Origin of the sequence: Vibrio sp. V01_P9A10T6 (assembly GCF_963877065.1) — a bacterium.
Lineage (GTDB): Bacteria > Pseudomonadota > Gammaproteobacteria > Enterobacterales > Vibrionaceae > Vibrio > Vibrio anguillarum.
This window is the reverse complement of sequence record NZ_CAWNTB010000143.1, coordinates 1-25,086: the sequence shown is the minus strand read 5'-3', so window position 1 is coordinate 25,086 and position 25,086 is coordinate 1. Positions and strand designations below refer to the sequence as shown.

Here is a 25,086-nt window from a genome sequence, read left to right as displayed (position 1 = left end):
ATTTGTGCCTCGCATAAAGCGTGGTATCCTAGTCAGCTATTTAAAGAACACTCATGATGGAAGACGGAGCAAAACATGGCAAGCCGTGGAGTAAATAAAGTTATTTTAGTGGGTAACCTAGGTAACGACCCAGAAATTCGTTATATGCCTGGTGGCGCTGCTGTGGCAAATATCACCATTGCAACGTCAGATTCATGGCGTGATAAAGCAACTGGCGAGCAACGCGAAAAAACCGAATGGCACCGTGTTGCGCTGTTTGGCAAATTAGCCGAAGTTGCTGGTGAATACTTACGTAAAGGTTCACAAGTGTACATTGAAGGCCAGCTACAAACTCGTAAGTGGCAAGATCAAAGCGGACAAGATCGTTATACCACCGAAGTTGTCGTACAAGGTTTTAATGGTGTGATGCAAATGTTGGGTGGCCGTGCTCAAGGTGGTGCTCCAGCGCAAGGTGGAATGCCACAACAGCAGCAACAAGGTGGCGGATGGGGGCAACCTCAGCAGCCTGCCATGCAAAAGCAACCACAGCAACAGCAGTCAGCTCCTCAACAGGCTCAACCTCAGTATAATGAACCACCAATGGATTTTGATGACGACATCCCATTCTAAACGTTCGAATGTCGAAAAAAGCCGCGAAAACCGCGGCTTTTTTATATAGTTATCACTATTAGCATTTTCTTATTTGTCAGCACAGCTTAGTGATCGACAAAGTTTACGTTGAAAAGGAATTCAGCATTCATGCGGTATACACCAACACTGAAACTGAGTACTCGGTTAGTAGCTTTTGTTACGCTCATCGTAACCAGTGCAATGTTCATTTTGTTTATTGGTGGAACTTTGTCTTTTCAACGGCTTGGACAAGAATATCTCAATCACTACCTAGCAGGAATTGTGGAGGTAGTCGATAAAGAAATAGAAGATCCTGATGCCGCTTATTCATTGCAACGTTGGATGCCCAAAATGTTGCAAGCCAGTAGCATTGTTGAAATGCAGCTCTTTTCACCAGCTGGCGTTATTTACCGTTTTAAAGATACCTCGTCCAAAGTCGACCCTGCCCGTTTGTACCATATTGATATTATCCTTGAACGTAATCCAGGCTACAGCATCAGCTTTAAAGCCGTTCCGCCCTATCTCAGTTATAGCTACTCATTGGGTGCCATGTGGTCTATTACGTTGGCAGTTGGTCTCATCGTGTTTTGTTTGATTCGTGGGGTAAAGTGGCTTAAAGAGCAATTGCTTGGATCTGAATTGTTGGAGGAGCGAGGGCGAATGATTCTCGCCGGTCGAGTGGAGCAGTACGCCAAAGGTGATCACCGCGAGTGGCCTTATACGGCGAGTGAGGCGCTTGATGTCCTGATTGATGAGCTGCAAGATGCTCGTCAAGAGCGTAGCCGCTTTGATACTTTTATCCGGACCCAAACCTTCTTAGATAAGTTGACGGGTACGGCCAACCGTGTCCTTTTTGATAGCAAATTGGAATCAGCCTTGTTAGAGAATGGCGCGCGTGGTGGCGTTTTGTTAGTGCGAATCGATGATTGGGATTCTCTGTGCGAAGAAAATGATAAAAAAGCAGCGGATGATCTCGTTGTGGAAGTCGGGGAGAACATCTCTAACGTCATACAGCGTTACCCGGATGTGATTTTATCTCGCTATTACGATACCGATTTTGCCATTTTTGTGCCGCACCAAGGGGTAAAAGAGGTCGCTTCTATTGCTACACAATGTTTGAAGCTTTTAGCGCGCATATCGCCTCCAGAGCCGCTCGATAAAGAAAACTGGTGCCATATAGGTATCAGTATGTACAGCGAAGGCGAGCGGCGTGGTCGAGTGTTGGATGAGGCAGAAACGGCCTTAAAAAGTGCTCAGTTACAGCGAGTGAACACGTGGAGCCGCTTTAAAAAGAGTACTTTTTTCCAAGAGGAACGCGGCAGTGTGCGTTGGCGAACTTTGTTTGATCAGGTGCTGACGCCTGAGAAAATAATTTTATTCCGTCAACCTTGCTATTTGCTTGAAAAGACGAATGATTTAGTATGGCTGCACGATGAGTTGTTTGCGCGTATTGATGATCCAGAACAAGGTGTTATAAAAGCCTCTCGCTTTCATTCAGCCTTAGAAACGGTGGGTTATGAAATGGTAATGGATCGAGCCGTATTGCTTAAAGTCGTTCGTTTGCTTAAAAGCTCTGAAGTTAAGGTCAATGTGTCAGTGAACTTGCATGTCGTCCCATTCGCCGATAAGTCGTATTTTAAGTGGTTCCGGCATGAATTGTTGCAACTTACCTCGAGTAGCCGATCGCAGCTCTCCTTTGAGTTTCCTGAAGGTCGGTTAGTACAGCATCTCGATTATATGCGCCCCGTTATTAAGATGATCTCCGGCCTTGGTGCTAAGGTAATCGTAGGGCAGGCTGGCAGAACGATTGTCAGCACTCACTACATAAAAGATCTTAAGATTGATTTCCTTAAGTTACACCGCAGTTTGATGAAGAAAATAGACCAACGGCATGAAAATCAGCTGTTTGTTCGTAGCATGATCGGTGCTTGTGGCGGTACTCAGACTCAAGTTATTGCGGTCGGTGTTGAAACAGAGCAAGAGTGGCAAACGCTAAAAAACCTAGGCATTCATGGTGGGCAAGGCCGACTGTTTGAAGAAGAACAGCCTTTGTTACCTGAGAAAATAATTAGCCCTAGCGTGACCTTAGGGCGAAGAAATCGTTGGCGTAAAAAATAAAAGCGAACCTATATGAATCTTCAGTCACTGATTGATAAATTAAAACCATCTAAAGCGACGTTGCGGCAATTGTTCGTTGTCGTAAGGCCTGATGCTCTCTATTTCTCGGCTTTGGATGATGCGACTTTGCCGACAGAGATCCCGCTTGATGGTGCAACGTGGCAACAGGTACTCTTTCACGCACTCAAACCGCTCAACATCAAGGGTACGGTAATTAACCTTGTCCTCCACGCTCATTTTTATCAAACTTATCAAATAGAAAAACCGCAGTTACCCAAAGAAGAGTGGTCAGTCGCCCTGCCATTTTTATTGAAAGATCTGGTGACAGAGAAAGTCACTGACATCATCGCTGATGCTTTTCCGTTACCCGCAGATAATAAAATTCAAGCCTACGTGGTCTCAAAACGCACGGTATTGGAAGTGGCGTCGCAACTGAGTGCGATGGGTTTAGAGTTAGGCAAAGTCATCCCCGAAGATGAAGTGTGGGCGAGAAGTGCCGGTGATCTTGAGCATTTTCTACTGCTACAGCGCAGTAAAAACAGCAGTTTTAAGTTTGACGCATTTGTGGATCGAAAATGCTGTTTTCAACGAACGATGAGAGGTGTTGTCTCTCCCATTACTGGTGTTGCCAGCTCGGTTTTACAGCTCGATGGTTTAGCGTTAGAACTGCAACGTTCGATTGATTACCTTTCCTCGCAGCTTAAAGGGGCCTCATTATATCAGCTAAAAGTGCTGTGTGATGAAGAAGCGCAGCAAGAGTTGGTTGATGCATTAAATGAACGCCTAAATGTCAAAGTTTCCCTGCTTGATGAGCGGTTACCGAGTTCGGCGCATCTGCTGGTGGAGCAAGTGACTCGCATTGACGATTCAATGCTCAATTTATACCCGGCGCATCTTAAGCCGAAGAAAGAGTATTTTTCACTGTCCATGGTCTGCGCGATTTGGGGCATTGTCGCTTTAGTGATGCTATTGGCCTATGCCAGTTATCAATGGCAAAATAGTCAATTGCAACAGCAGCTACAAGCTAAACAAGCGCAAAATAAAGCCCTTGCTGCTGAATTAGAAACGACCAAACAGAAAGTTGATAAGCATAAGCCATCGGTTGAAAAAATGGCGGCGATTGAGCGTTTGAAGCTGCAAATTAAGGGCAAACAAGCCACATTGGATTCGATTAATGAGTTTGACCAATCACAACAGGTCGGTTACTCAGGAGTCATGCGTTCGCTAGCCACACTCAGCCGTGATGATATTTCATTAACGACCATTACCATTCAACATGAGCAGCTCGATTTGCAAGGCTTGGCTAGAGAGGCGAAAGATATTCCAAACTGGTTAAGTCAGTTTAAAAGCGAACTGAACCTAGTGGGACGTAGTTTTGAAAAGTTAAAAATTGCGCGCAATGAGCAAGGCATTCTCATCTTTGAGCTTAAAACTAAAGCGGAGGATAGCCAATGAATTGGCAGAGCATCAGCAACAAATTCTTAGCCATCAGTTCGCGTGAAAAAATGTTGATCGCCCTGTGTGGCCTAGTGGTGATTACACTGCTCTTGTTTAGCTTGTTACTCGAACCTGCGATGAAATCGGTGGCGGCTAATCGGTTACAGCTTCAGTCTGTTGAGCAGATGAACCAGCGAATGCAAGGTGAAATTCTGTTATTGACTGCTAAGCTTAATAAAGATCCGAATCAAGAGATCAATCTAGAATTCAAACAGTTAATGGCGCAGAGCCAAACTCTCTCGCTTGAGCTGGCAGCATTGGTTGATTCACTGATTACACCCGCGAAGATGGCGCAATTGCTTGAAAGTGTTTTGGCAACCAGCCCAGAGTTGACGTTGGTCTCCATGGAGTCATTAGCAGCAGAGCCGATTGCAAATAACAACCAATCATCTGAATATTCAGGCTATTATGTTCATCCTGTGAGATTGGAGTTCACCGGTAATTACTTCGCGATATTGAATTATTTGACCAATTTAGAAAGTTTACCGATGAAGTATTATTGGCGTCATTTCCAATACAAGGTAGAAAATTACCCCCAAGCCAGAGTCATTATGGAAGTGTACACATTAGGCATTAGACAGGAGTTTATTGGTGGTTAGATCCGTTTTTTCACTGCTGTTGATGTGTTTTGTATGCAGTAGTTGGGCAGCGCAAGATCCTACCGCGCCATTAGGTTGGGCGAGTGAGAGCGCATCACCTGTCAATAAGATAGAGAGTTACCCGCTACCTAGGTTGCAAAGTATTGTATGCCAACAAACCATACCTTGTGTGGCAGTGCTTAACGATCAAGTGGTTGGCATCGGAGAGTCGCTATTTGGCTACACAGTAGAAGCCATTGAACCACAGCAAGTGACCCTTTCTCGCAGAGGAAAGACGTGGGATTTAGGCCTCTTTTCTCTGGACATCAAGCAGTAAGGTATAGAAATCGTATGCGTAAAATCGTATTAGGCGTAGTCATCGTATCCTTAATGGGCTGTTCTATGGGACATCGCGATCCAGTTGAGATGAAACAGTCTTTGAATCAGGCGATTAATGAAGCCAACAGCCGAAATCTAGCCGTTCTACCGGCCTCCGTAGAAGCTGACTTGATGCCTGACATTGAGGGAATCACAGCGCGCAGTCAAGAAACGGTTAAACGCTTTCGTATCCAAGCTGATAATGTGGATGCAAGGGTATTTTTTGCCAGTTTAGTGAAAGGAACTGAGTTTAGTGCCGCCATCCACCCTGAAGTTACTGGAAGTGTAACGGTAAATCTAACCGACGTGACTTTGGATGATGTATTGGCCGTCGTTCGTGACATGTATGGCTATGAAATTATCAAAAAGGGTAAAGTGATTCAGGTTTACCCGTCAGGCCTTCGTACTGTGACTATCCCGGTCGATTATTTACAACTTAAACGTACGGGCCGTTCTTTAACTTCCATCACCACCGGTACGATCACTAATACGGATACCGGTTCTAGTTCTTCGAGTAGTTCTAGCTCAAATTCCAGTTCTAATTCCAATTCGAGTAACTCATCCAGTAATTCGAAAGGTGGGACTGAAATTGAAACCACCAGTGAAAGCGATTTCTGGCCGCAGCTTGAAAAAGCCGTTGCACAGCTGATTGGCTCGGGCAAAGGTCAAGGCGTTGTTGTCACGCCACAAGCGAGCGTAATCACTGTTCGAGCCTACCCAGATGAAATTCGCGAAGTGCGTAACTTCCTTGGCATTTCTCAGCAACGTCTACAGCGACAAGTGATCCTTGAAGCGAAAATTTTAGAAGTCACCTTGAGTGACGGTTACCAGCAAGGGATCAATTGGTCAAATATGTCCTTTGGCAATGGTGATGTTGTGATTAATAAGGTCGGTAGTGCGGCTTCGTTACTGCCGGGGATGGATGCGATTGGCACTCTGCTGCAAGGCCAAACCAATGTCACCATTTCAGATGGTAGTTTTGAAGCAGTGCTTAATTTTATGGGAACTCAGGGTGATTTGAATGTCCTATCCAGCCCAAGAGTTACCGCTGCTAACAACCAAAAAGCGGTGATCAAAGTCGGCACTGATGAATACTATGTCACTGACGTGACGGGTGTGGTTGGTAATGGCGATAACTCCAATGTTGCACCAGATATCCAACTCACGCCTTTTTTCTCGGGTATCTCGCTCGACGTGACGCCACAAATTGATGACCAAGGCAATGTGCTATTGCACGTGCACCCCGCTGTGATTGAAGTCGACGAGCAGACGAAACAAATTGAATATGCAGGCAACCAAATTGTGTTGCCATTAGCGCGCAGTACGATCCGCGAATCAGACTCGGTAATCCGCGCACAAGATGGTGACGTGGTGGTGATTGGTGGATTAATGAAATCCAACACCACTAACCGAGTATCTAAAGTTCCATTTTTGGGGGATTTACCCGGTTTAGGGTATCTGTTTCGTAACACCTCTGAGCTGACTGAGAAAACCGAATTAGTGATTTTGCTTAAACCAACGGTTGTGGGTGTTAATACGTGGCAAAAAGAGCTCGAACGCTCGCGTGAACTACTACAGGAGTGGTTTCCAGACGAAGAATAAACATCATGTATCTTGAGCACTTTGGTTTTGAGCAACTGCCTTTTCATCTCACGCCTAACACATCACTGTTTTTAGGCTTAGCACCACATTACGAGGCGATTCAGACAGTGAGTGCTGCCATTGATTTAGGCGAAGGGGTGATCAAGATAACCGGAGAAGTCGGAACCGGAAAAACCATGGTGTGTCGTATGTTGATCAATCATTTACATGATCATATTGCACTGATTTATTTACCCAACCCAGCGCTTAATGGTCGAGAACTTCGGCAAGCTGTCGCCAGCGAACTAGGCCTTAGTAAGCAAGATGATGCGGATATTGTTGATCGTATTCAGCAACAATTGATTGCGCTAAAGCAGCAGGGGAAACGAGTAGTCGCGATTGTTGATGAAGCACAAGCGTTACCAGACGATGCATTAGAAGTGCTGCGTTTATTCGGCAATTTAGAAACAGAATACACAAAGTTGTTGCAACTGGTGTTGATCGGCCAACCAGAGCTCGATGAGCGTTTAGCGCAGCACCATCTGCGCCAATTTCGCCAACGAATTACTTTTAGCGCTTATCTGCGGCCGCTCTCTTTAGATGAAACAGTCGCTTATATCGAGAGCCGCTTGAGCAAAGCCGGAGGTGATGCGCAACTGTTTAATCTTGAACAGAAAAAAGCGTTGTGGCGAGCCTGTTATGGTACCCCTCGTTTGATTAACCAAGTGTGTCACAAAGCTCTGTTGCTGGCTTTTACGCAAAACGACAGCACGATTCGCAATCAGCACCTATTTACAGCGATTCACGATACGTTTGATACCTGTAAGCCTAAGTTTAAACGCCCTTTTATGTGGGGATGGAGTCAATCATGAGTGCGATGAACGATGCACTATCAAAACTGGCACAAGCGCAACGCCAGTCGGTGGTGAACTTGCAACTGGCGCAAGTTGCCAAAGTAAAACGCAGCCGCGCTTGGTTGTGGATGGTAGCCGGGTTTGCTGCCAGCCTTGCGGTCGGTGGATGGGCGGTGTCACAGCAGCAAGCTATGGTTGACCAAGCTGCGGTTGACCAAACTATTGTCGGTCAAACTATGGTCAGCCAAACAGTGGTCAGTCAGACACTGGCCAATCAAGCGATAGTGAATGAACCTAAGAGCCTGTTGTTAGAGGTTGATGAGCGAAGCTCTTCGCCTGCGCTTGTTTCCCCAACCACCAAAATTGTCACGGAGCATCGCCCTGTTTATCAAACTGCCGTTGTTGCAGTAGACAAAAAAATGGCAAACTCAGCGACGCCCATAGTGACGGTTAAACGAGATTCTGCCTTAGCCAATCAACAGGCGTTGCGTTCTAACCGTGAGGTTGCGCTCGGTGCTGAAAGTGGCCAAGAAATCTCAAGTGTTTTAATTGAACAAGTGGATTTGACGCCAGAACAATTGGCGCTAAAAGCAATGAGCCGCGCTGATAAAGCCGTGGACAGTAATGAGCTCAAAGAGGCACTGGATGCGTACAGTGAAGTACTACGCTTTACTCCAGATAATGAACTCGCCCGTCAAAAATTATCCGCGCTCTATTACGGCAAAGGTGATGCGCGCAAAGCTTTTGAAATTTTACAAAGCGGTATAAAGCTCAATCATAACGGAGAAAGTTTGCGGATCGCGTTAGCCAAATTGCTGATTAAAGAGAAGCAGAGTGAAGCGGCGTTAACCCCTCTAGTTCATTTACCTGACAATGCTTCGATCGATTATCTCTCGCTAAGAGCAGCCTTGGCACAAAAAGCCAAGCAAGATTCACTCGCATTAGAAAGCTATCAACGCTTAGTCAAGCTTGATGCTGAGAACGCACGCTGGTGGTTAGGGCTTGCGATAGCACAAGAGCGTACGATGGATTTTCAGGCGGCCAAATATACCTACCAACAAGCGCTTGCGAAAGTTGGCCTCTCGAGTCAGTCACAACTGTTTATTCGTGATCGCCTAGTCGTACTAAGCAGTTTAGAGGAGAGTGCGAGTGCAAATTAAGCTACGAAAACGCTTAGGTGATCTGCTGGTTGAAGAAGGGATCATCACTGAAAATCAAGTGGAACAAGCGCTCGCTGCGCAAAAGCGCAGTGGACGTAAACTGGGTGACACGCTGATCGAACTCGGCTTTTTGTCAGAGCAGCAGATGCTGAGCTTCTTATCGCAGCAACTTTCGCTGCCGCTGATTGATCTCAGCCGAGCCAATGTCGATATTGATGCAGTGCAGATCCTCCCGGAGGTACATGCACGCCGTTTACGCGCCTTAATCATTGGCAAAAATGGCGACACGCTGCGTATCGCAATGAGTGATCCGGCGGATCTGTTTGCTCAAGAATCACTGCTTACGCAATTGCCTCAATACAGCTTTGAATTTGTTATTGCTCCAGAAAAACAATTGGTTGAAGGGTTTGATCGTTACTATCGCCGCACCAAAGAGATTGCGTCCTTTGCCGAGCAGCTACAACTAGAACACCAAGGCAATACCGCCTTTGATTTCGATATCGGTGATGATGACAGCGATGAAGTGACCGTTGTTAAGCTCATCAACTCTCTATTTGAAGATGCGATTCAGGTCGGGGCGTCTGATATTCATATCGAACCTGATGCCAACGTATTGCGTTTGCGCCAGCGGATTGATGGGGTATTACACGAAACCCTACTCAATGAAACCAACATCGCTTCGGCTTTAGTGCTGCGTTTAAAATTGATGGCCAATCTTGATATCTCAGAAAAACGCCTCCCACAAGATGGCCGTTTTAATATCCGAGCCAAAGGCCAATCGGTCGATATTCGTATGTCGACCATGCCAGTACAATACGGTGAGTCGGTGGTGATGCGTTTACTCAACCAATCATCCGGAGTTCGTAAACTGGAAGAGTCAGGTATTCCTGACGATATTTTACAGCGTTTACGTCATCAACTTAAACGTCCACACGGCATGATCTTAGTGACCGGCCCAACCGGCTCAGGGAAAACGACGACGCTATACGGCGCGTTATCAGAGCTCAATGTTCCCGGTAAAAAAATCATTACCGCAGAAGATCCGGTTGAGTACCGATTGCCACGCATCAGCCAAGTGCAGATCAACCCTAAAATTGACCTTGATTTCTCAACGGTGCTGAGAACCTTTTTGCGTCAAGACCCGGACATTATTCTAGTCGGGGAGATGCGCGATCAAGAAACGGTTGAAATTGGTTTGCGCGCGGCCTTAACCGGCCACTTAGTGTTGAGCACCTTACACACCAATGATGCGGTTGATAGCGCCTTGCGCATGATGGACATGGGCGCACCGGGCTATTTAGTGGCCAGCGCCGTGCGGGCGGTGGTTGCCCAACGTTTAGTGCGTAAAGTTTGCCCCGATTGTAAAGCGGTGGATGAGGTTGATGAAGCCCGTAAACAGTGGCTGACGGTGCGTTTCCCAAATCAAGTTGAAGCGGCTTTTACACGTGGGCGTGGGTGCCAGAACTGCAATTTGACGGGGTACCGTGGGCGAATTGGGGTTTTTGAAATGCTCGAACTTGAACATGAAATGATGGATGCGCTACGCGCCAACGATGCGGTTAGTTTTGCGCAAGCCGCTCGTCAGTCGAAGCAGTACAAACCGCTGCTAGCTTCGGCGATGGAGTTGGCGCTACAAGGGGTTGTCAGTTTAGATGAAGTGATGAGCTTAGGTGAAGGTGATTCATCCGGCATCATTCAAGCCATCTATCTATAGTTAAGGTTACTCATGCCAACGTATCGTTATCAGGGTCGAAATTTAGATGGTAGCAAAACCTCGGGGCATGTTGATGCCCCGACAGAAGAGCTCGCGGCGGAAGCGCTATTTAACAAAGGCGTGATTCCGACCTTAATTTCGTCAGACCAAGGGGCTGATTTTTCGATTGATTGGAAATCGCTGTTTACCCCAAGTGTGCCACTTGAGGTGTTGGTAATCTTCTGTCGTCAGCTTTACAGCTTGACCAAGGCGGGAGTGCCGCTGCTGCGCTCGATGAAAGGACTTATCCAAAATTGTGCCAATAAACAGCTTAAAGAAGCATTGGAAGCGGTTAGTAATGAGCTAACCAACGGGCGCAGTTTATCGAGCTCAATGCAGATGTACCCGAAAGTCTTTAGCCCGTTGTTTGTGTCGATGATCCACGTCGGTGAGAACACAGGGCGGCTTGATGAAGCCTTGTTGCAATTGTCTCATTACTACGAGCAAGAAGTCGAAACTCGTAAACGGATCAAAACGGCGATGCGTTATCCGAGTTTTGTTATCAGCTTTATTTTGGTCGCGATGTTCATTCTCAACGTTAAAGTGATCCCACAATTTACTAGCATGTTTAGCCGTTTCGGGGTTGATTTACCGCTGCCAACTCGCATTTTAATTGGTATGTCAGATTTCTTTGTCAACTACTGGCCGATGATGATAGGCGTATTGCTTGGGTGTTTATTTGCTTTCAGAGCTTGGTTGAGCACAGCCGCAGGGCGTCAAAAGTGGGATAAGTTTCGCTTAAGAATGCCTATTGTCGGCGGCATAGTGAACCGAGCGCAATTGGCGCGTTTTTCTCGAACTTTTGCCTTGATGTTGAAAGCGGGGGTGCCATTAAACCAATCGATAGCATTATCTGCCGAAGCGTTGGATAACAAATTTCTAGAATCTCGCCTGTTAGAAATGAAAGCTGCCATTGAAGCGGGAACAAGCGTATCCACCACCGCGGTAAACGCCAATATTTTTACGCCATTAGTTATTCAGATGATTTCGGTGGGCGAAGAGACAGGGCGCATTGATGAGTTGCTACTTGAAGTCGCGGACTTCTATGATAGAGAGGTGGATTACGATCTCAAAACCCTCACCGCGCGCATAGAGCCGATTTTATTGGTGATTGTTGCCGCTATGGTGTTGGTGCTGGCACTTGGCATCTTTTTGCCAATGTGGGGAATGCTCGACGCGATCAAAGGATAAAGGTTGTCAGATGAAAACGGCGATAGAGCGTTCTCAGTTCGTAATTTGGGGGTTGATTGTATTTGTTCTTTTGATGGCTTTGCTATCAGCATGGCAGTCGATAGAAAAAGAAGCCAATCAAACCGCATTAGCGATGGCGAGCAGTAAAATCGTAGAAAGTGCCAATTTTTATAAGCAAGATTGGTTATTAAAGGGGCGGCCCTCAACTTTAATCGCGAATGGTCGATTACTCAATATGAGTACAACGGGCTGGGTATTACCATTGGCTGAGAATGAATCAAGTATAGATTGTCGTTATTGGTTAAGCCTGCTATACCCAGATGAACAACTACTTGAAAGCAAAGTGATTTCAATTGAGTCGGCACATCAAGCAAATCAGTATCAATGTCGCTATGTTTACAGTCAAAAACAGGTGATAACCATTGAACTTTTAAGGGATAAGTTTACAGTAAGCGTCGATTTTTCAGCATGAGTTTTCGACATAAGCAGTGAAATGGGCACTCGCCCCGTAGCGATGCGAGAACAAGTGCGTATAATACACGGTAATAACAAAGAGATAGGTAGAGCATGGATAACAAACAAACGGGCTTTTCCTTAGTTGAATTAGTCGTAGTGATTGTGGTTGTCGGCTTATTAGCCGTTGCAGCGCTACCCCGCTTTTTAGATGTCACCGATGAAGCGAAAAAAGCCAGCATCGAAGGGGTTGCCGGTGGTTTTGCTACTGGTGTTCTATCGGCGCGTGCTCAGTGGGAAGCTCAGGCAAGAACCTCTGTGACTTTGGGCTCGGAAAAACAAAACACCGTCAACTATGATGGTGTCAATTTCTGGCTAACCCGCTCTACAGATAGCAGCGGGGCTGCAACAGGTTTTAGGGACGGTTATCCATTGGCGCTCAATACTGATAATACCAGTTATCCAGCGGCGATTACGGATCAGTCATGTATTGATTTAATGGATAATTTGCTGCAAAACCCACCAAAAGTTGACACAGTCGCTAATGCAGCCAATAACGCTAATGTAAAATATTCAGCACAAGCCGATGACGGTCAAGCCACTTGTACTTATGTGCAAAAAGAGGGCGGAACCGCGCACCAGTTTGTGTATGAGATAAAAACTGGTCGTGTGACCGTCACTTTGCAGTAAGTCTGCGCATTGATTAAAACATAGAGAGAAAGTAACTATGAAAAGACAAAACGGTTTCACCCTAATCGAGCTTGTGGTTGTGATTGTTATTCTCGGGATTCTCGCCGTCACCGCTGCACCACGTTTTTTGAATTTTCAGGGAGATGCTCGTAAAGCGTCCTTGCAAGGATTGAAAGGCGCTATTGATGGGGCTTCAGGTATTACTTATGGTGCCGCTGCATTAGCAGGTATAGACACAAAGCTTCAAACTGACTCCCCTGCTCCTAGTATTAATGATATTACAACCCACTATGGTTACCCGACAGCGACTTCTACTGGTATCGGTAATGCAGTCGTAGGTATTAATAGTGACTGGGATTCCAACCCATCAGCAGCAGCTGGAATCATGCAGTATTCATTTAAAGGTTACTCTAAATGGGATCAGGCACAATCTACTGGCTGTAATGTTACATATACTGAGCCTGCGTCAAGTACTGCTGCACCGTTGACAACCGTCTATACGGGTGGCTGTTAATCGTTAACTTACTTAAGTGAGGGCCAGCATGCTGGCCTTTACTTTATCTATAACGAGGGCTATTTCTCACCCACAAAAGTCAGTAAAACTTAAGCCCACGACGGAAATTTCTTATATACTTTAAGCACTTGTTTTTTCGCTAGAGGTATAAAATGCAGCAACATTTAGCAGCGCGGCGTGGTTTTACGTTGATCGAACTGGTCGTGGTGATTGTGCTGCTGGGCATTGTTGCTGTATACGCCGCAAGCCGTTATACCGGTATCTCCTCCTTTTCAAGCGTGACTACACAAAGTGAAGTGTTGGCCTCACTGCGTTTGACACAAAACCGCGCCATGCAGCGCACCGACCTCTGTAATCGCTGGTTGGTCAGCAATAATCAAGCGCAGCAAGTATCTCCTTCCGTTTCTGCTGGTGCTTGCACCACTTCACTACCAAGTACGCTTGCAGACAGCAGTTTTGTCGATGCTGCGGCGAACGATATCACCCTGACGTTAACCAATAATGATGGTAGCCATTTTTTAGATTTTGATAGTTTAGGTCGCGCCGCGCAGTGCTTAACGGCAAACTGCACCGTTACCTTAAATAATCTGCAATCGGGTGAATCTCGCCAAGTGTGCATCAATAGCGAGGGGTACATTTATGCGTGTTAACGCGCCGCGCGGGTTTACTCTCATTGAGATGATCATCGTTATCACGGTAACGGCAATAGCCATGACAGGCATTACTGCCGCGCTTTATCCTCGCTCGCAACAAAGCGCTGAACAGGTGCTAGCAGTAAAAGCCGCCGAGTTAGGCCGCGCGGTTATGGATGAAGTAATGGGCCGAGCCTTTGACCAAAACTCCGGCCCTAATGGTGGAGTGCCTGAGTGTGTATTAGTGACAGCATCAGGACGAACAATGTGTACGTCCATTGCGCAACTTGGTCCCGAATCTAGTGAAACCAATAATACTTTGTACAACGATGTGGATGATTTCCATGGCCTAACGGGATCGGTTAAAGATGTATTAGGCATTGATATCAGTGCTGATTACCAACGTTATAACGTTGAGATTCAAATATTTTATGAACAGGACAGTGGCGGGCAACTAAGCGGAGTGAACGCTAACCAACTGACTCACTATAAGCGGGTTTCTGTGGTGATCATTGACCCGAAGGGCAATCGCTACCCGTTTGCGGCGATTAAGGGCAATTTCTGATGCGTGGTTTTACCCTGATTGAAATGGTGATTGCGATTATTCTGTTGTCGGTGGTCGGGCTATTTTTAGGCTCTGTGATCCGCCAAAGTATGGGTATTTATGTTGATACCACCGCCCGCGAAGCTTTGATCCAACAAGGGCGCTTTGTTACTGAGCGGCTGAGCCGAGAACTGCGTGAAGCGGTACCAAACAGCGTGATGGTAGAAAATGGTTGCATTGAGTTTTTACCGATCACTGACAGCGCGATCTACAACGACCTGCCAACCGTGCAATCGCCTTCGGCTGCGGTGCGTTTATTGCCGATCGACAAAAAGGTATTCAATGGCGATCGTCTGGTCGTGTTTCCAACCAACGCCGCTTCGCTACGCCAAACGCCAAGTGCAAGCGGACAAACAGCGCAAGTAAACGCAGATGTGGATTTTACATCACCCAACAACACAAGCATGGTCGATGTAGCCTTGACACAACCGACTGGGTTTGTAATTCAATCGCCAGCTAAGCGAGTCTATTTTTATCGCACGCCAGTGGCTTTTTGTTATCAGAACAGTCGTATTTATCGTTACGCGGATTACACGCTTAATCGCAGTGCGCTCAGCCCTGAGCAGCTTGGCACTCCAGTATTGATGGCTGAAAACATAAGCCAAGCCAATTTTTACGTCACGCAGCCAGAGCTACAACGCAACGGCTTAGTGAAAATTGAACTGACATTTTCCGACCGCGGCGAGGAGGTAAAGTTTGACCATGATGCGCTTATCTACAACACGCCGTAAACAGCAAGGCAGCGGCTTAGTATTGGTCATCTTTATCATTGTGGTGGTCGGCTTTGTTGCATCGGTCGCGAACCGTAATCAACAGCGTAATAGCCAGCAATTGGTTTCGATGGTGTTAGGGACAAGGGCCGAAATGGCGGCGCGATCGGCGATCAACGTTGAACTGAGTCGTTTTTATCAAACGCCACCTAGCGGGAGTTGCCATACTAATTCTGTACAATCACTCACGTTTGAAGGTGAAGGATTAGCGCAATGTAGCGCACAGGTTAAATGTAATTTGGTGGGTACAATGGATGATGGCCGTACTGTTCATCAACTCACGTCAACCGGGCGCTGTCAGTCTGGCGATTGGATGTTGCAGCGAGTGATTGAAGTGGGGGTGAAAAGTGAATAGATCGTTAGTTAAAACGCTCGTGGGGTGTTTGGTACTGCTGCCTGCTTGCGCTTGGTCGTTTCAGAATATCGATCAAACCATTTATTTCCCGAGCGTAGCTCAAGGGCATGGTAGTTGTAGCTTTGCACCAAATCCTCAGTTTATTCAAAACGATAGTGCAAGAATTAGCGGGACGAATGATTCGATTGTCGATTTCTGTTCCATCAATTCCACGTCAGAACGTATCAATGCACGCTGTGATAATAATCTTTGTCAGGTTTCTGGTAATACCGTCCCCTCACTCACACTTAGCGGTATTAATCAATTCAAACCTTCCTCGAATACGAGTACGCAAATTAACGGATGTCAGAGCGGGCAGAGTTTACAAGTCACGCAATCCAATCATGGGCGTATCGAGTTATATCAGGCCTGTACTTTAACTTTTAGCAATCAGACCGAATATAAAGTGAAATCACTCACTGCGGGAGGTGGAGCTACGGTCGTTCTTTCTTCGGCGGATTATTGGATTGAGTCTCTAGAATTAAACCAAGGTAGTCAGATAATTGTTGATGGCGACGTACGTCTTTTTATCCAAAATAGTTCCGACTGGACTGGTGCTCAGATTAATGTGTCTGGCTCAGGAAGCTTGACGATTGTTGGTTATAACAACATAACGCTAAATGAAGCAAATCAAGTGAATGCCTATCTTTATGTCGGTGGTACCTTGACGCTCCATAACACATCGATAGTCAATGGCCGTACGACAAGCCGCCGATTAATGATGGAGGGGAATACTCAGATCAATCAAAATGAGCAGCAAGGCTATGCTTGTTTTGAGGATGATTTTAACCGCTCCTCGCTTGGTCAGAATTGGATCCCTTATACTAGTACTGGTAGCTTTACGCCGAGTTTGATCAGTAATCGCTTACGCTTAACTGAGGATCAGAATAACCAAGCAACCGCAGTGACTTATCAACGAATTTTCCCAGCGGCTGGCAACTTAGTTACTGTTGAGTTTGATTACTATGCGTGGGCGAATTTAACCGGTGATGGTGCTGATGGGGTGTCGATTATTTTTTCGGATGCCGAGATTATCCCTAGAACGGGTGGTTTTGGCGGCTCTTTAGGGTATGCACCCACCACAAGTTCCAATCCAATTAAGCCGGGTTTTGCTGGAGGTTGGCTTGGGGTTGGTTTGGATGAGTGGGGAAATTATTCCAACCCAACAGAGGGAAGAGTCGGAGGGCCTGGTTTTCGTCGCCAAGCCGTTGCCATTCGAGGCTCTGAAGCCGCAAGTTATCGCTATCTAGTGGGAACTGCCGCTAATTTGAACCCCAAGCTGGATGTACGTCGTACTTGTCAATGGTGGGGCTGTTCTTTCCCGGGGCCAGGTCCTGGACATCGCTATTTCATCACCATCGATTCACGAAATAATAACGCGGTTTATGTTCGTGTGGATCGTCTGGTGAATGGCAATATGCAGACAGTTATCGATTGGTTTAATGTGCTATCGAATCTTAATCAAGGTGCGACACCTGAAGAGTTCTTACTTTCCCTTGCAGGCTCAACAGGGGCTTCTGTTAATAACCATGAGATTGAAAACTTTAAGGTTTGTGCCTTGAAGTCTCGTGACGTGGGGGAGCAGGTTGATCATTTTCGTTTTACTTTACCATCGTCAGATGGGCTAACTTGCAACGCCGCTGATGTACAAATACAAGCTTGTGCAAATAGCAGTTGTAGTGAACTTTACCAACAGCCGATCACCGCGACTTTACTACCAAATTCATTGCCTTCTGCTGGCGGTGGATGGCAAGGTGGCTCCCAAGTTAATATGACGAATGGTATTGCTAATCTGAAGCTTCGTAAAAATAGCGCAGGAAATGTAACTGTGGGGGTTCAGAGCTCAGTACCTAGTGCGAAACCTTTTTCTACCAACCTTTGTCGATATGGTAGTGGGGGGTATTCTGCCCAAAATTGTATGCTCAATTTCGTTGACAGTGGCTTCATTTTGGATATACCTAATTCCTATGCCAATCAATCGGTAACTGGGACCATTAAAGCGGTACGAAAAGATAACGCTTCACAACTGTGTTTGCCTAGTTTTCAAAATGTGCAAAAACCCGTTTCCTTTTGGAGTGATTACTTGAGCCCTAATGGGGGGCAAGGTTTTAGAGCTTTATCGGTTGGTGTGAATAGTGTGGCGGTAGGTCCGTCATCCAATACTGCGACGCCAGTGGTGCTCAATTTCAACCAAAATGGTGAGGCGAGCATTAACGTATCCTATCGTGAGGCTGGTAGCCTTGCTTTGAATGCTCGTTTAACGGGGAGTGGTGATGAGCAGGATTTGCAACTAACAGGTCAAACGACTTTTATACGAGTTCCTCGTGCGTTGGTGCTTAGCACCAATCACTCTTATAACTTAGCTCATCCAGATGGAAAGTGCCCTGCTGCTGACTTAAGCTGTTTGGTTTTTGCAAGGGCAGATGAAAACTTTAATCTCAATATCAAAGCGGTTGCGGAGGCACCGATTGAGGATAATGATTTCACTAACAATTTAGGCGTGACAAATTATCAACAAGCAAACATTGAGCTTAAACATACTCTAATCGCACCAGCGACAGGCGTGCCCGGTGCTCTCGGCGAAGTTGAATATGATCACCAATTAGGTAGCTCGACGACTGTACAACAAAGAGTGAGTGAGGTTGGGGTGTTTGATTTCTCGCTGAACGCGCCAACGACGTATCTTGGACTCGATTTAGCGAGTGAGAATCTGCCGATTGCCGTTGCCTCAACGGGCCAGATAGGTCGTTTTATCCCAGCCTATTTTTCTCCTTCTTCGGTGGTGACCAGCTTACAGGCTGAGTGTGAGGTGACTTCTCCTAATGACGAATCGTTCAGTTATTTAGGACAACCGTTTGGATATAAAGAAAATCCGGGTATTTACTTACACCCAAAATCCGCGTCAGGCAGTGAAACGGTCAATTATTTCGACAGTGCTTGGTGGCGTTATGATCGGCAGTGGGACAATCGAATATATAACGATACTGTGAATAGTTTACCAATCAGCTTTGATAGCGATTTGACGAGTGTGAACCGAGTCAATGGCGTTGATTCTCGCATTGAACTCTCTGGGGAGATATTGATCTACCAAAAGCCACCACAACCAATAGTGCCTTTTAACAGCAAGTTAGATCTTACCCTCTTGGTATCCGATCTTACAGATCTTGATGGAGTTTGCTACCGCGAAACAGCCAGCAGTCCTTGCATAGACTATACGATTACAGATATTGATGATGAGATGAAATTGCGCTGGGGAAAACTGGTGATCCACGACACTTATGGCCCAGAAACGAGTGCGTTAAGTCAGCCAATCACGAGTGAATACTTCACTGCCAATGGCTTTGTTACCAATAGCTTTGATAGCTGTACAAGGTTACCAGATCTTGCGAATTTCACTTTAACGCCGACCGATCTAACTTTAGGTTCCGGTGGGGCTCCTGAAGTTTATCCTACTTTAGTCAGTCAAACGCTCGCTTTGGGTGCCGCGAATATCAACTTTACGGCTCCGGGAGCGGGTCATCAAGGATTCATTGATACTTTGCTTGATCTCAATGCTCATGGGTTGCCTTGGTTGCGTCCCTACAATGATCAAAATAGCGCGTTTGAAAATGAAGTCTCAGGCCGAGTACAGTTTGGATTGTACCGAGGCAGCGACCGGGTAATCTGGTGGCGTGAAAAAAATTAACCGGATAATTCACACAAATTCATGGAGATTTTTCTACCTAAGTTAGGAATCTGTTAGAAATTGCGTGTTTCAGTCCATGTTTATGCGTCAACGCCTTGCTGTGATCGCAAGGCATTGGTACATTTAGTGCAATTTTCTATCTTCTAATTCTTGCAGGACGAGCGAAGAATATGTTCAAAAAACTGCGTGGCATGTTTTCCAACGATCTATCGATCGATTTAGGTACCGCCAATACTCTTATATACGTTAAAGGACAAGGTATTGTCCTCGACGAGCCTTCCGTTGTTGCTATTCGCCAAGATAAAGGTCGTGGTGGAAAAAGCGTTGCTGCTGTCGGTCATGCCGCTAAGCAGATGCTTGGTCGTACGCCGGGGAATATTTCTGCAATTCGTCCTATGAAAGACGGCGTGATTGCGGATTTCTACGTGACCGAAAAAATGTTGCAACACTTCATCAAGCAGGTGCATGACAACAGTGTACTCAAACCAAGCCCTCGCGTTCTTGTGTGTGTGCCTTGCGGCTCCACCCAAGTTGAACGCCGTGCGATTCGTGAATCAGCACTCGGTGCTGGCGCGCGTGAAGTGTATTTGATTGATGAGCCTATGGCGGCGGCCATCGGTGCTGGTCTGCGTGTTTCTGAACCAACGGGTTCAATGGTGGTCGATATCGGTGGTGGTACGACTGAAGTTGCCGTTATTTCCTTGAACGGTGTGGTTTACTCTTCCTCTGTGCGTATCGGCGGTGACCGTTTTGATGAAGCGATCATCAATTATGTGCGTCGTAACTACGGCAGCTTAATCGGTGAAGCGACCGCAGAGAAAATCAAACATGAAATTGGCTCGGCTTACCCCGGCGATGAAGTGATGGAGATTGAAGTTCGTGGTCGTAACCTTGCTGAAGGGGTTCCTCGTAGCTTTACTCTTAACTCCAATGAAATCTTAGAAGCACTGCAAGAACCGCTTTCCGGTATTGTTTCTGCGGTGATGGTTGCGCTTGAACAGTGTCCGCCAGAGCTTGCTTCTGATATCTCAGAAAATGGTATGGTATTAACCGGTGGTGGAGCGCTGCTCAAAGATATCGACCGCCTCTTGACCGAAGAAACGGGAATACCAGTCGTGGTTGCCGATAATCCTCTAACCTGTGTTGCCCTTGGTGGCGGTAAAGCGTTGGAAATGATCGATATGCACGGTGGCGACCTATTTAGCGAAGAATAATGGCTTTGGGAGCCGTAAAGCTCCCATCATGACATCTAGGATTTTTATAGAATGAAGCCAATATTTGGTCGAGGACCATCTCTTCAGCTACGTCTCTTTTTTGCCGTGATTTTATCAGCCAGTCTTATGCTGGCTGATAGTCGTTTAGGTGCTTTTTCCAACGTTCGTTTTTTTCTTAATAGCTTAGTGGCTCCCATTCAATACATGGCGGATTTACCGCGCAGCATGTTTGATGATCTGTATGAGCGATTCGCCACTCATCAAAAACTGATTGAATCGAATCAACGTTTAAAACGAGAAGCGATCACCTTGAAAAGTGATTTGATCTTGTTTGATCAATACCGCGAAGAGAACCAACGGTTACGTAAATTGCTTGGATCTTCTTTTGTTCGTGATGAAAAGAAGGTTGTCACTGAGGTGATGGCGGTCGATACCTCACCTTATCGTCATCAAGTTGTGATTGATAAAGGGCGAACGGATGGCGTTTACGAAGGGCAACCCGTTATCAACGACAAAGGTATTGTTGGCCAAGTGACTTTTGTGGCGGCGCATAACAGCCGGGTGTTGTTGCTGACTGACACCAATAGTGCGATTCCAGTGCAAATTATCCGTAATGATATTCGAGTGATTGCTTCAGGGAATGGCCAGGTGGATCGTATTCAATTGGAACACATTCCCACCAGCACTGATATTGAAGTGGGTGACTTGCTCGTCACATCAGGTTTAGGGGGCGTATATCCTGAAGGTTATCCTGTCGCACACGTTTCGGTGGTCGACAAAGATACCCAGCGTGAATTTGCGTCGATCACCGCCGATCCCGTGGTGGATTTTGATCGTCTACGCTATTTGCTGTTGATCTGGCCTAACGAAGATAGGCAGCAGAAAGTATTGCAAGTTACGCCAGAGAAAATGTTAGAGGAAGCAACCGATGGCCAGTAGTGTCGTGAAAAGTAAATTGGTGATTGGTGCATCATTTCTCTTTGCTCTGGTTTTACAAACTATCCCTTGGCCGGGTGAGCTGGATCTACTGCGCCCATCGTGGTTACTGCTGGTGACATGCTATTGGGTTTTAGCGTTGCCGCATCGAGTCAACGTAGGGTCGGCTTTGATCCTTGGTTTGTTATGGGATCTGCTGCTTGGTTCAACATTGGGCATTCGTGGCATGATGATGGCCATTGTTGTCTACTTAGTAGCGATTAACTTCTTAGTGCTGCGTAATATGGCGTTATGGCAACAAGCCGTAATCATTGGCGTGTTATCTATGTTGCTTGAAGTGCTGATCTTCTGCGGCGAATATTTAATTCAAGATGTGACATTTAACCCGCTCTCGCTATGGGTTGGTATGATCAATTGCATATTATGGCCTTGGATGTTCCTACTGCTTCGTCGTGTGCGACGCCACTGGCACCTTAGATGATGAATAAAAAAATTGTATTAGCCTCTGGCTCGCCAAGAAGACGAGAGTTACTGACTCAACTGGGTTATCAGTTTGATATTGTGGTGCCCAACGTTGAAGAGTGCCGTAATGAGCATGAAGCCCCAGCAGTGTATGTTGAACGTTTATCACGTGATAAAGCACTGGCTGGTGTTGCTTTATCCAACCCTGCTTCGATAGTTATTGGGTCTGATACCATAGTCGTGCAAGGTGAAACAGTACTTGAAAAACCCGCTGATTTTGCTCAAGCACAACAGATGTTACGCAGCTTATCTGGTACAAAACATCAAGTGATGACGGCCGTAACCGTAGCAACACATGATCATTCTAAATCCGTCGTAGTAACGACGGATGTATGGTTTAAACCTTTGTCAGATGAAGAAATAGAACAATATTGGCAATCGGGTGAACCTTGCGATAAGGCTGGCAGTTATGGCATTCAAGGATTGGGTGGACGATTTGTAACGAAGATCGAAGGCAGCTATTACGCTGTTGTAGGATTACCATTATTCGAAACTGACCAGCTCTTGCACGAATTTATATAATTAAAAACATTGAGGTGTACTCATGAGTGCAGAGTTGCTACTAAACGTCACCCCGAGTGAAACTCGAGTGGCGATGATTGAAGGCGGAGTTCTTCAAGAGGTCCACATTGAGCGAGAAGCGAAACGCGGCATTGTGGGCAATATTTACAAAGGAAAAGTCAGCCGAGTTCTTCCCGGAATGCAGGCCGCCTTTGTCGATATTGGTTTAGACAAGGCCGCTTTTCTTCACGCTTCTGACATTGTTCCTCATACTGAATGTGTGGCTGAGAACGAAAAACAGCAGTTTCAAGTTCGTGATATTTCAGAGCTAGTTCGTCAAGGCCAAGATATCGTGGTGCAAGTGGTCAAAGATCCATTAGGCACTAAAGGCGCCCGTTTAACGACAGATATTACCCTACCTTCGCGCTATCTCGTTTTTATGCCCGGCGCAAGTCATGTTGGTGTCTCACAACGCATTGAAAGTGAATCAGAGCGTGATCGTCTCAAAAAAGTCGTGTCTCATTATTGTGATGAGCACGGTGGGTTCATTATTCGTACCGCCGCTGAAGGGGCTGATGAGAAAGAGCTTTCACAAGATGCCGCCTTTCTTAAACGGCTATGGCTGAAAGTGTTGGAGCGTCGAGTTAAATACAAAACACGCTCGACACTGTATGGCGAATTGGGTTTAGCTCAGCGTATTTTACGAGATTTTGTCGGCACCGACTTGACGCGGATCTTAGTCGATTCGCGCCTTGAATTTGAGAACCTCAAAGAGTTTACCTCAGAGTTTGTGCCTGAGTTAACCGATAAGCTTGAACTGTATGAAGGTGACAAGCCTATTTTTGATATGTACGACACCGAAAACGAGGTTCAGCGTTCTCTCGAGCGTAAAGTGGAGCTCAAGTCTGGTGGATACCTTATCATCGACCAAACCGAAGCCATGACCACGATTGATATCAATACTGGCGCGTTTGTTGGCCGTCGTAACCTCGAAGAAACCATTTTTAATACCAATGTTGAAGCGACCCAAGCCATTGCCCGTCAATTACGTTTGCGCAACTTAGGGGGCATCATCATTATTGATTTTATCGATATGATGTCTGAAGAGCACCGTAAGCGAGTGCTCAACTCCTTAGATGCCGCCCTGGTTAAAGATCGCGTCAAAACGAATATTAATGGTTTTACGCAGTTAGGCTTGGTGGAGATGACGCGTAAGCGCACCCGTGAAAGTATTGAACACGTGTTATGTTCAAGTTGTCCAACCTGTGAAGGCCGCGGCAGTGTGAAAACCGTTGAAACCGTCTGTTTCGAAATCTTACGTGAAATCACGCGTGTCAACCGTGCTTACGATGCGGATAAATTTGTGGTTTACGCATCCCCTGCGGTGGCAGAAACCTTGCAAGGTGATGAGTCTCATGCTCTTGCTGAGTTGGAAGTGTTTATTGGAAAAGAAGTGCGCATCCAAGCGGAGCCACTTTATATTCAAGAACAATTTGACGTTGTGATGATGTAGTAGGGCCTTTGTGATCTCAACTTTTACGCGCCTTTGGCGAATAGTATTGTGGTTTATCGTTTGCGTGCTAGTGGTGCTGGCTGTTGCTGTCACCACCTTGCGTGTGTTTTTGCCACAAATGAATCGTTTCCAAGGCGAAATACAAACGTTGATCAACCAAAATTCAGGTTTTGAATTTGAATTAAGTGAGGTCACTGGTTTTTGGCGTAATACTCACCCGTCAATTGCACTTAAGGGGCTAAAAGCAAAGCTACCTGATGGATCGCAAATTCACTTTTCTGCGCAGCAAATCGATGTTGAATTTGACCTCATTCAGTCAATAATGCAAATGCAACCTGTGGTCGCGGATCTCAGTATTCATCAACTCAAATTGGATATTCGCTCGGTAAACTGGCTTGAGCTACAGGCTGAAGATAACCAACAGAGCCGCACACAAGGCAATGTTATTCAACGTTTAGACAACCTACTGTTGCGGCAATTGGATGATTTTGCGCTACTCGACTCGACGGTTTTCTATCAATCTGTCGCGGGGGAGATTCGCCAGTTAGATATTGAACGTCTTCGGTGGAAAAATAACGCTCAGCAACATAAAGCTGAAGGCGTGGTGAGTATCGCTGATACCAGTATTAACTCTCTGTTAGTGAGTGCTAACTTTGAAGATCATGGTTCACTACGCGATATTTCAGGTCGCTTCTATGTTAGCGCTGACAATATCAAAATAAACCCGTGGTTGACTCGTTATCTCAAAGACGAAACCGGCATTAAGAAAGGACAGGTGAGTTTTAATGCCTGGCTGACCTTAGAACATAACCAACCCAAAGATGGCTATGTCGAACTTAAGCCCTCTGAACTGGTTTGGGGTGAAGAGCGTCAGCATGAACTGTTGTTAGAGTCGGGAATCATCAAACTGTTACCTATTGAACAAGGATGGCAAGTTAA

24 protein-coding genes are annotated in these 25,086 nt (G+C 46.1%); all 24 read left to right on the top strand.

Features of this window, described 5'->3' with window-relative positions; all coding sequences use genetic code 11:
- Positions 1–75 precede the first annotated feature (75 nt).
- Entirely contained in the window at positions 76–609 is a 534-nt protein-coding gene (locus AACQ21_RS08065) for a single-stranded DNA-binding protein (protein WP_013857892.1), read from the top strand.
- A 129-nt stretch (positions 610–738) separates the two neighbouring features.
- Positions 739–2,727 carry an RNase E specificity factor CsrD gene (csrD, locus tag AACQ21_RS08060; protein ID WP_105976381.1) on the top strand — a complete coding sequence of 663 codons (1,989 nt, stop codon included), beginning with the start codon at positions 739–741 and terminating at the stop codon, positions 2,725–2,727.
- Positions 2,728–2,739: 12 nt separating this feature from the next.
- A complete protein-coding gene (locus AACQ21_RS08055; protein ID WP_105976380.1) occupies positions 2,740–4,182 on the top strand; it encodes an MSHA biogenesis protein MshI in 1,443 nt (480 codons plus the stop codon).
- Entirely contained in the window at positions 4,179–4,823 is a 645-nt protein-coding gene (gspM, locus tag AACQ21_RS08050) for a type II secretion system protein GspM (RefSeq protein ID WP_017047102.1), read from the top strand. The genes AACQ21_RS08055 and gspM overlap by 4 nt, the downstream gene beginning before the upstream one ends.
- The gene (locus AACQ21_RS08045) at positions 4,813–5,139 is read left to right on the top strand and encodes an MSHA biogenesis protein MshK (RefSeq protein WP_017050664.1); all 327 of its coding nucleotides are present in this window, start codon (positions 4,813–4,815) and stop codon (positions 5,137–5,139) included. The genes gspM and AACQ21_RS08045 overlap by 11 nt, the downstream gene beginning before the upstream one ends.
- Before the next feature lie 14 nt (positions 5,140–5,153).
- Positions 5,154–6,782, top strand: coding sequence for a pilus (MSHA type) biogenesis protein MshL (mshL, locus tag AACQ21_RS08040; protein WP_105976379.1), 1,629 nt, complete (start codon positions 5,154–5,156; stop codon positions 6,780–6,782).
- A gap of 5 nt (positions 6,783–6,787) precedes the next feature.
- A complete protein-coding gene (locus tag AACQ21_RS08035; protein ID WP_181185512.1) occupies positions 6,788–7,633 on the top strand; it encodes an ExeA family protein in 846 nt (281 codons plus the stop codon).
- The gene (locus AACQ21_RS08030; RefSeq protein WP_105976377.1) at positions 7,630–8,775 is read left to right on the top strand and encodes a tetratricopeptide repeat protein; all 1,146 of its coding nucleotides are present in this window, start codon (positions 7,630–7,632) and stop codon (positions 8,773–8,775) included. Before AACQ21_RS08035 ends, AACQ21_RS08030 begins: the two co-directional genes overlap by 4 nt.
- Positions 8,765–10,489 (top strand): GspE/PulE family protein, encoded by a 1,725-nt coding sequence (locus tag AACQ21_RS08025; RefSeq protein WP_064624286.1) that lies wholly within the window; start codon positions 8,765–8,767, stop codon positions 10,487–10,489. Before AACQ21_RS08030 ends, AACQ21_RS08025 begins: the two co-directional genes overlap by 11 nt.
- A gap of 12 nt (positions 10,490–10,501) precedes the next feature.
- Positions 10,502–11,719, top strand: a complete 1,218-nt coding sequence (locus AACQ21_RS08020) for a type II secretion system F family protein (protein WP_013857883.1) — start codon at positions 10,502–10,504, stop codon at positions 11,717–11,719.
- Positions 11,720–11,729: 10 nt separating this feature from the next.
- Positions 11,730–12,191, top strand: a complete 462-nt coding sequence (locus tag AACQ21_RS08015) for a hypothetical protein (protein ID WP_017046652.1) — start codon at positions 11,730–11,732, stop codon at positions 12,189–12,191.
- A 95-nt stretch (positions 12,192–12,286) separates the two neighbouring features.
- Positions 12,287–12,862 carry a prepilin-type N-terminal cleavage/methylation domain-containing protein gene (locus AACQ21_RS08010; protein WP_013857881.1) on the top strand — a complete coding sequence of 192 codons (576 nt, stop codon included), beginning with the start codon at positions 12,287–12,289 and terminating at the stop codon, positions 12,860–12,862.
- A gap of 37 nt (positions 12,863–12,899) precedes the next feature.
- On the top strand, positions 12,900–13,376 hold the full coding sequence (locus AACQ21_RS08005; protein WP_105976376.1) for a type II secretion system protein: 477 nt from the start codon (positions 12,900–12,902) through the stop codon (positions 13,374–13,376).
- Positions 13,377–13,528: 152 nt separating this feature from the next.
- Positions 13,529–14,026 (top strand): prepilin-type N-terminal cleavage/methylation domain-containing protein, encoded by a 498-nt coding sequence (locus AACQ21_RS08000; RefSeq protein WP_047688145.1) that lies wholly within the window; start codon positions 13,529–13,531, stop codon positions 14,024–14,026.
- Positions 14,016–14,573, top strand: coding sequence for a type IV pilus modification PilV family protein (locus tag AACQ21_RS07995; protein ID WP_170901011.1), 558 nt, complete (start codon positions 14,016–14,018; stop codon positions 14,571–14,573). The genes AACQ21_RS08000 and AACQ21_RS07995 overlap by 11 nt, the downstream gene beginning before the upstream one ends.
- Entirely contained in the window at positions 14,573–15,343 is a 771-nt protein-coding gene (locus tag AACQ21_RS07990) for a PilW family protein (protein ID WP_105976375.1), read from the top strand. The genes AACQ21_RS07995 and AACQ21_RS07990 overlap by 1 nt, the downstream gene beginning before the upstream one ends.
- Positions 15,318–15,737, top strand: coding sequence for an MSHA biogenesis protein MshP (locus AACQ21_RS07985; RefSeq protein ID WP_181185514.1), 420 nt, complete (start codon positions 15,318–15,320; stop codon positions 15,735–15,737). The genes AACQ21_RS07990 and AACQ21_RS07985 overlap by 26 nt, the downstream gene beginning before the upstream one ends.
- Positions 15,730–19,461 (top strand): DUF6701 domain-containing protein, encoded by a 3,732-nt coding sequence (locus tag AACQ21_RS07980; RefSeq protein ID WP_105976373.1) that lies wholly within the window; start codon positions 15,730–15,732, stop codon positions 19,459–19,461. Before AACQ21_RS07985 ends, AACQ21_RS07980 begins: the two co-directional genes overlap by 8 nt.
- Positions 19,462–19,631: 170 nt before the next feature.
- A complete protein-coding gene (locus AACQ21_RS07975; protein ID WP_013857874.1) occupies positions 19,632–20,675 on the top strand; it encodes a rod shape-determining protein in 1,044 nt (347 codons plus the stop codon).
- Positions 20,676–20,726: 51 nt separating this feature from the next.
- Positions 20,727–21,614, top strand: coding sequence for a rod shape-determining protein MreC (gene mreC / locus AACQ21_RS07970; protein ID WP_013857873.1), 888 nt, complete (start codon positions 20,727–20,729; stop codon positions 21,612–21,614).
- The gene (gene mreD, locus AACQ21_RS07965) at positions 21,604–22,092 is read left to right on the top strand and encodes a rod shape-determining protein MreD (protein ID WP_013857872.1); all 489 of its coding nucleotides are present in this window, start codon (positions 21,604–21,606) and stop codon (positions 22,090–22,092) included. The genes mreC and mreD overlap by 11 nt, the downstream gene beginning before the upstream one ends.
- Positions 22,089–22,655 carry a Maf family protein gene (locus tag AACQ21_RS07960; RefSeq protein ID WP_026027832.1) on the top strand — a complete coding sequence of 189 codons (567 nt, stop codon included), beginning with the start codon at positions 22,089–22,091 and terminating at the stop codon, positions 22,653–22,655. The genes mreD and AACQ21_RS07960 overlap by 4 nt, the downstream gene beginning before the upstream one ends.
- A gap of 22 nt (positions 22,656–22,677) precedes the next feature.
- Entirely contained in the window at positions 22,678–24,147 is a 1,470-nt protein-coding gene (rng, locus tag AACQ21_RS07955) for a ribonuclease G (RefSeq protein ID WP_019281135.1), read from the top strand.
- A 10-nt stretch (positions 24,148–24,157) separates the two neighbouring features.
- Positions 24,158–25,086 (top strand): YhdP family protein (locus tag AACQ21_RS07950; protein WP_445285729.1); only part of this gene is annotated, 929 nt, incomplete at its 3' end.

Coding starts and splice junctions, on each gene's coding strand:
- AACQ21_RS08065 (WP_013857892.1), top strand. CDS start 76: ATGGCAAGCCGTGGAGTAAATAAAGTTATTTTAGTGGGTAACCTAGGT.
- csrD (WP_105976381.1), top strand. CDS start 739: ATGCGGTATACACCAACACTGAAACTGAGTACTCGGTTAGTAGCTTTT.
- AACQ21_RS08055 (WP_105976380.1), top strand. CDS start 2,740: ATGAATCTTCAGTCACTGATTGATAAATTAAAACCATCTAAAGCGACG.
- gspM (WP_017047102.1), top strand. CDS start 4,179: ATGAATTGGCAGAGCATCAGCAACAAATTCTTAGCCATCAGTTCGCGT.
- mshL (WP_105976379.1), top strand. CDS start 5,154: ATGCGTAAAATCGTATTAGGCGTAGTCATCGTATCCTTAATGGGCTGT.
- AACQ21_RS08035 (WP_181185512.1), top strand. CDS start 6,788: ATGTATCTTGAGCACTTTGGTTTTGAGCAACTGCCTTTTCATCTCACG.
- AACQ21_RS08030 (WP_105976377.1), top strand. CDS start 7,630: ATGAGTGCGATGAACGATGCACTATCAAAACTGGCACAAGCGCAACGC.
- AACQ21_RS08020 (WP_013857883.1), top strand. CDS start 10,502: ATGCCAACGTATCGTTATCAGGGTCGAAATTTAGATGGTAGCAAAACC.
- AACQ21_RS08015 (WP_017046652.1), top strand. CDS start 11,730: ATGAAAACGGCGATAGAGCGTTCTCAGTTCGTAATTTGGGGGTTGATT.
- AACQ21_RS08010 (WP_013857881.1), top strand. CDS start 12,287: ATGGATAACAAACAAACGGGCTTTTCCTTAGTTGAATTAGTCGTAGTG.
- AACQ21_RS08005 (WP_105976376.1), top strand. CDS start 12,900: ATGAAAAGACAAAACGGTTTCACCCTAATCGAGCTTGTGGTTGTGATT.
- AACQ21_RS08000 (WP_047688145.1), top strand. CDS start 13,529: ATGCAGCAACATTTAGCAGCGCGGCGTGGTTTTACGTTGATCGAACTG.
- AACQ21_RS07995 (WP_170901011.1), top strand. CDS start 14,016: ATGCGTGTTAACGCGCCGCGCGGGTTTACTCTCATTGAGATGATCATC.
- AACQ21_RS07990 (WP_105976375.1), top strand. CDS start 14,573: ATGCGTGGTTTTACCCTGATTGAAATGGTGATTGCGATTATTCTGTTG.
- AACQ21_RS07985 (WP_181185514.1), top strand. CDS start 15,318: ATGCGCTTATCTACAACACGCCGTAAACAGCAAGGCAGCGGCTTAGTA.
- AACQ21_RS07975 (WP_013857874.1), top strand. CDS start 19,632: ATGTTCAAAAAACTGCGTGGCATGTTTTCCAACGATCTATCGATCGAT.
- mreC (WP_013857873.1), top strand. CDS start 20,727: ATGAAGCCAATATTTGGTCGAGGACCATCTCTTCAGCTACGTCTCTTT.
- mreD (WP_013857872.1), top strand. CDS start 21,604: ATGGCCAGTAGTGTCGTGAAAAGTAAATTGGTGATTGGTGCATCATTT.
- AACQ21_RS07960 (WP_026027832.1), top strand. CDS start 22,089: ATGATGAATAAAAAAATTGTATTAGCCTCTGGCTCGCCAAGAAGACGA.
- rng (WP_019281135.1), top strand. CDS start 22,678: ATGAGTGCAGAGTTGCTACTAAACGTCACCCCGAGTGAAACTCGAGTG.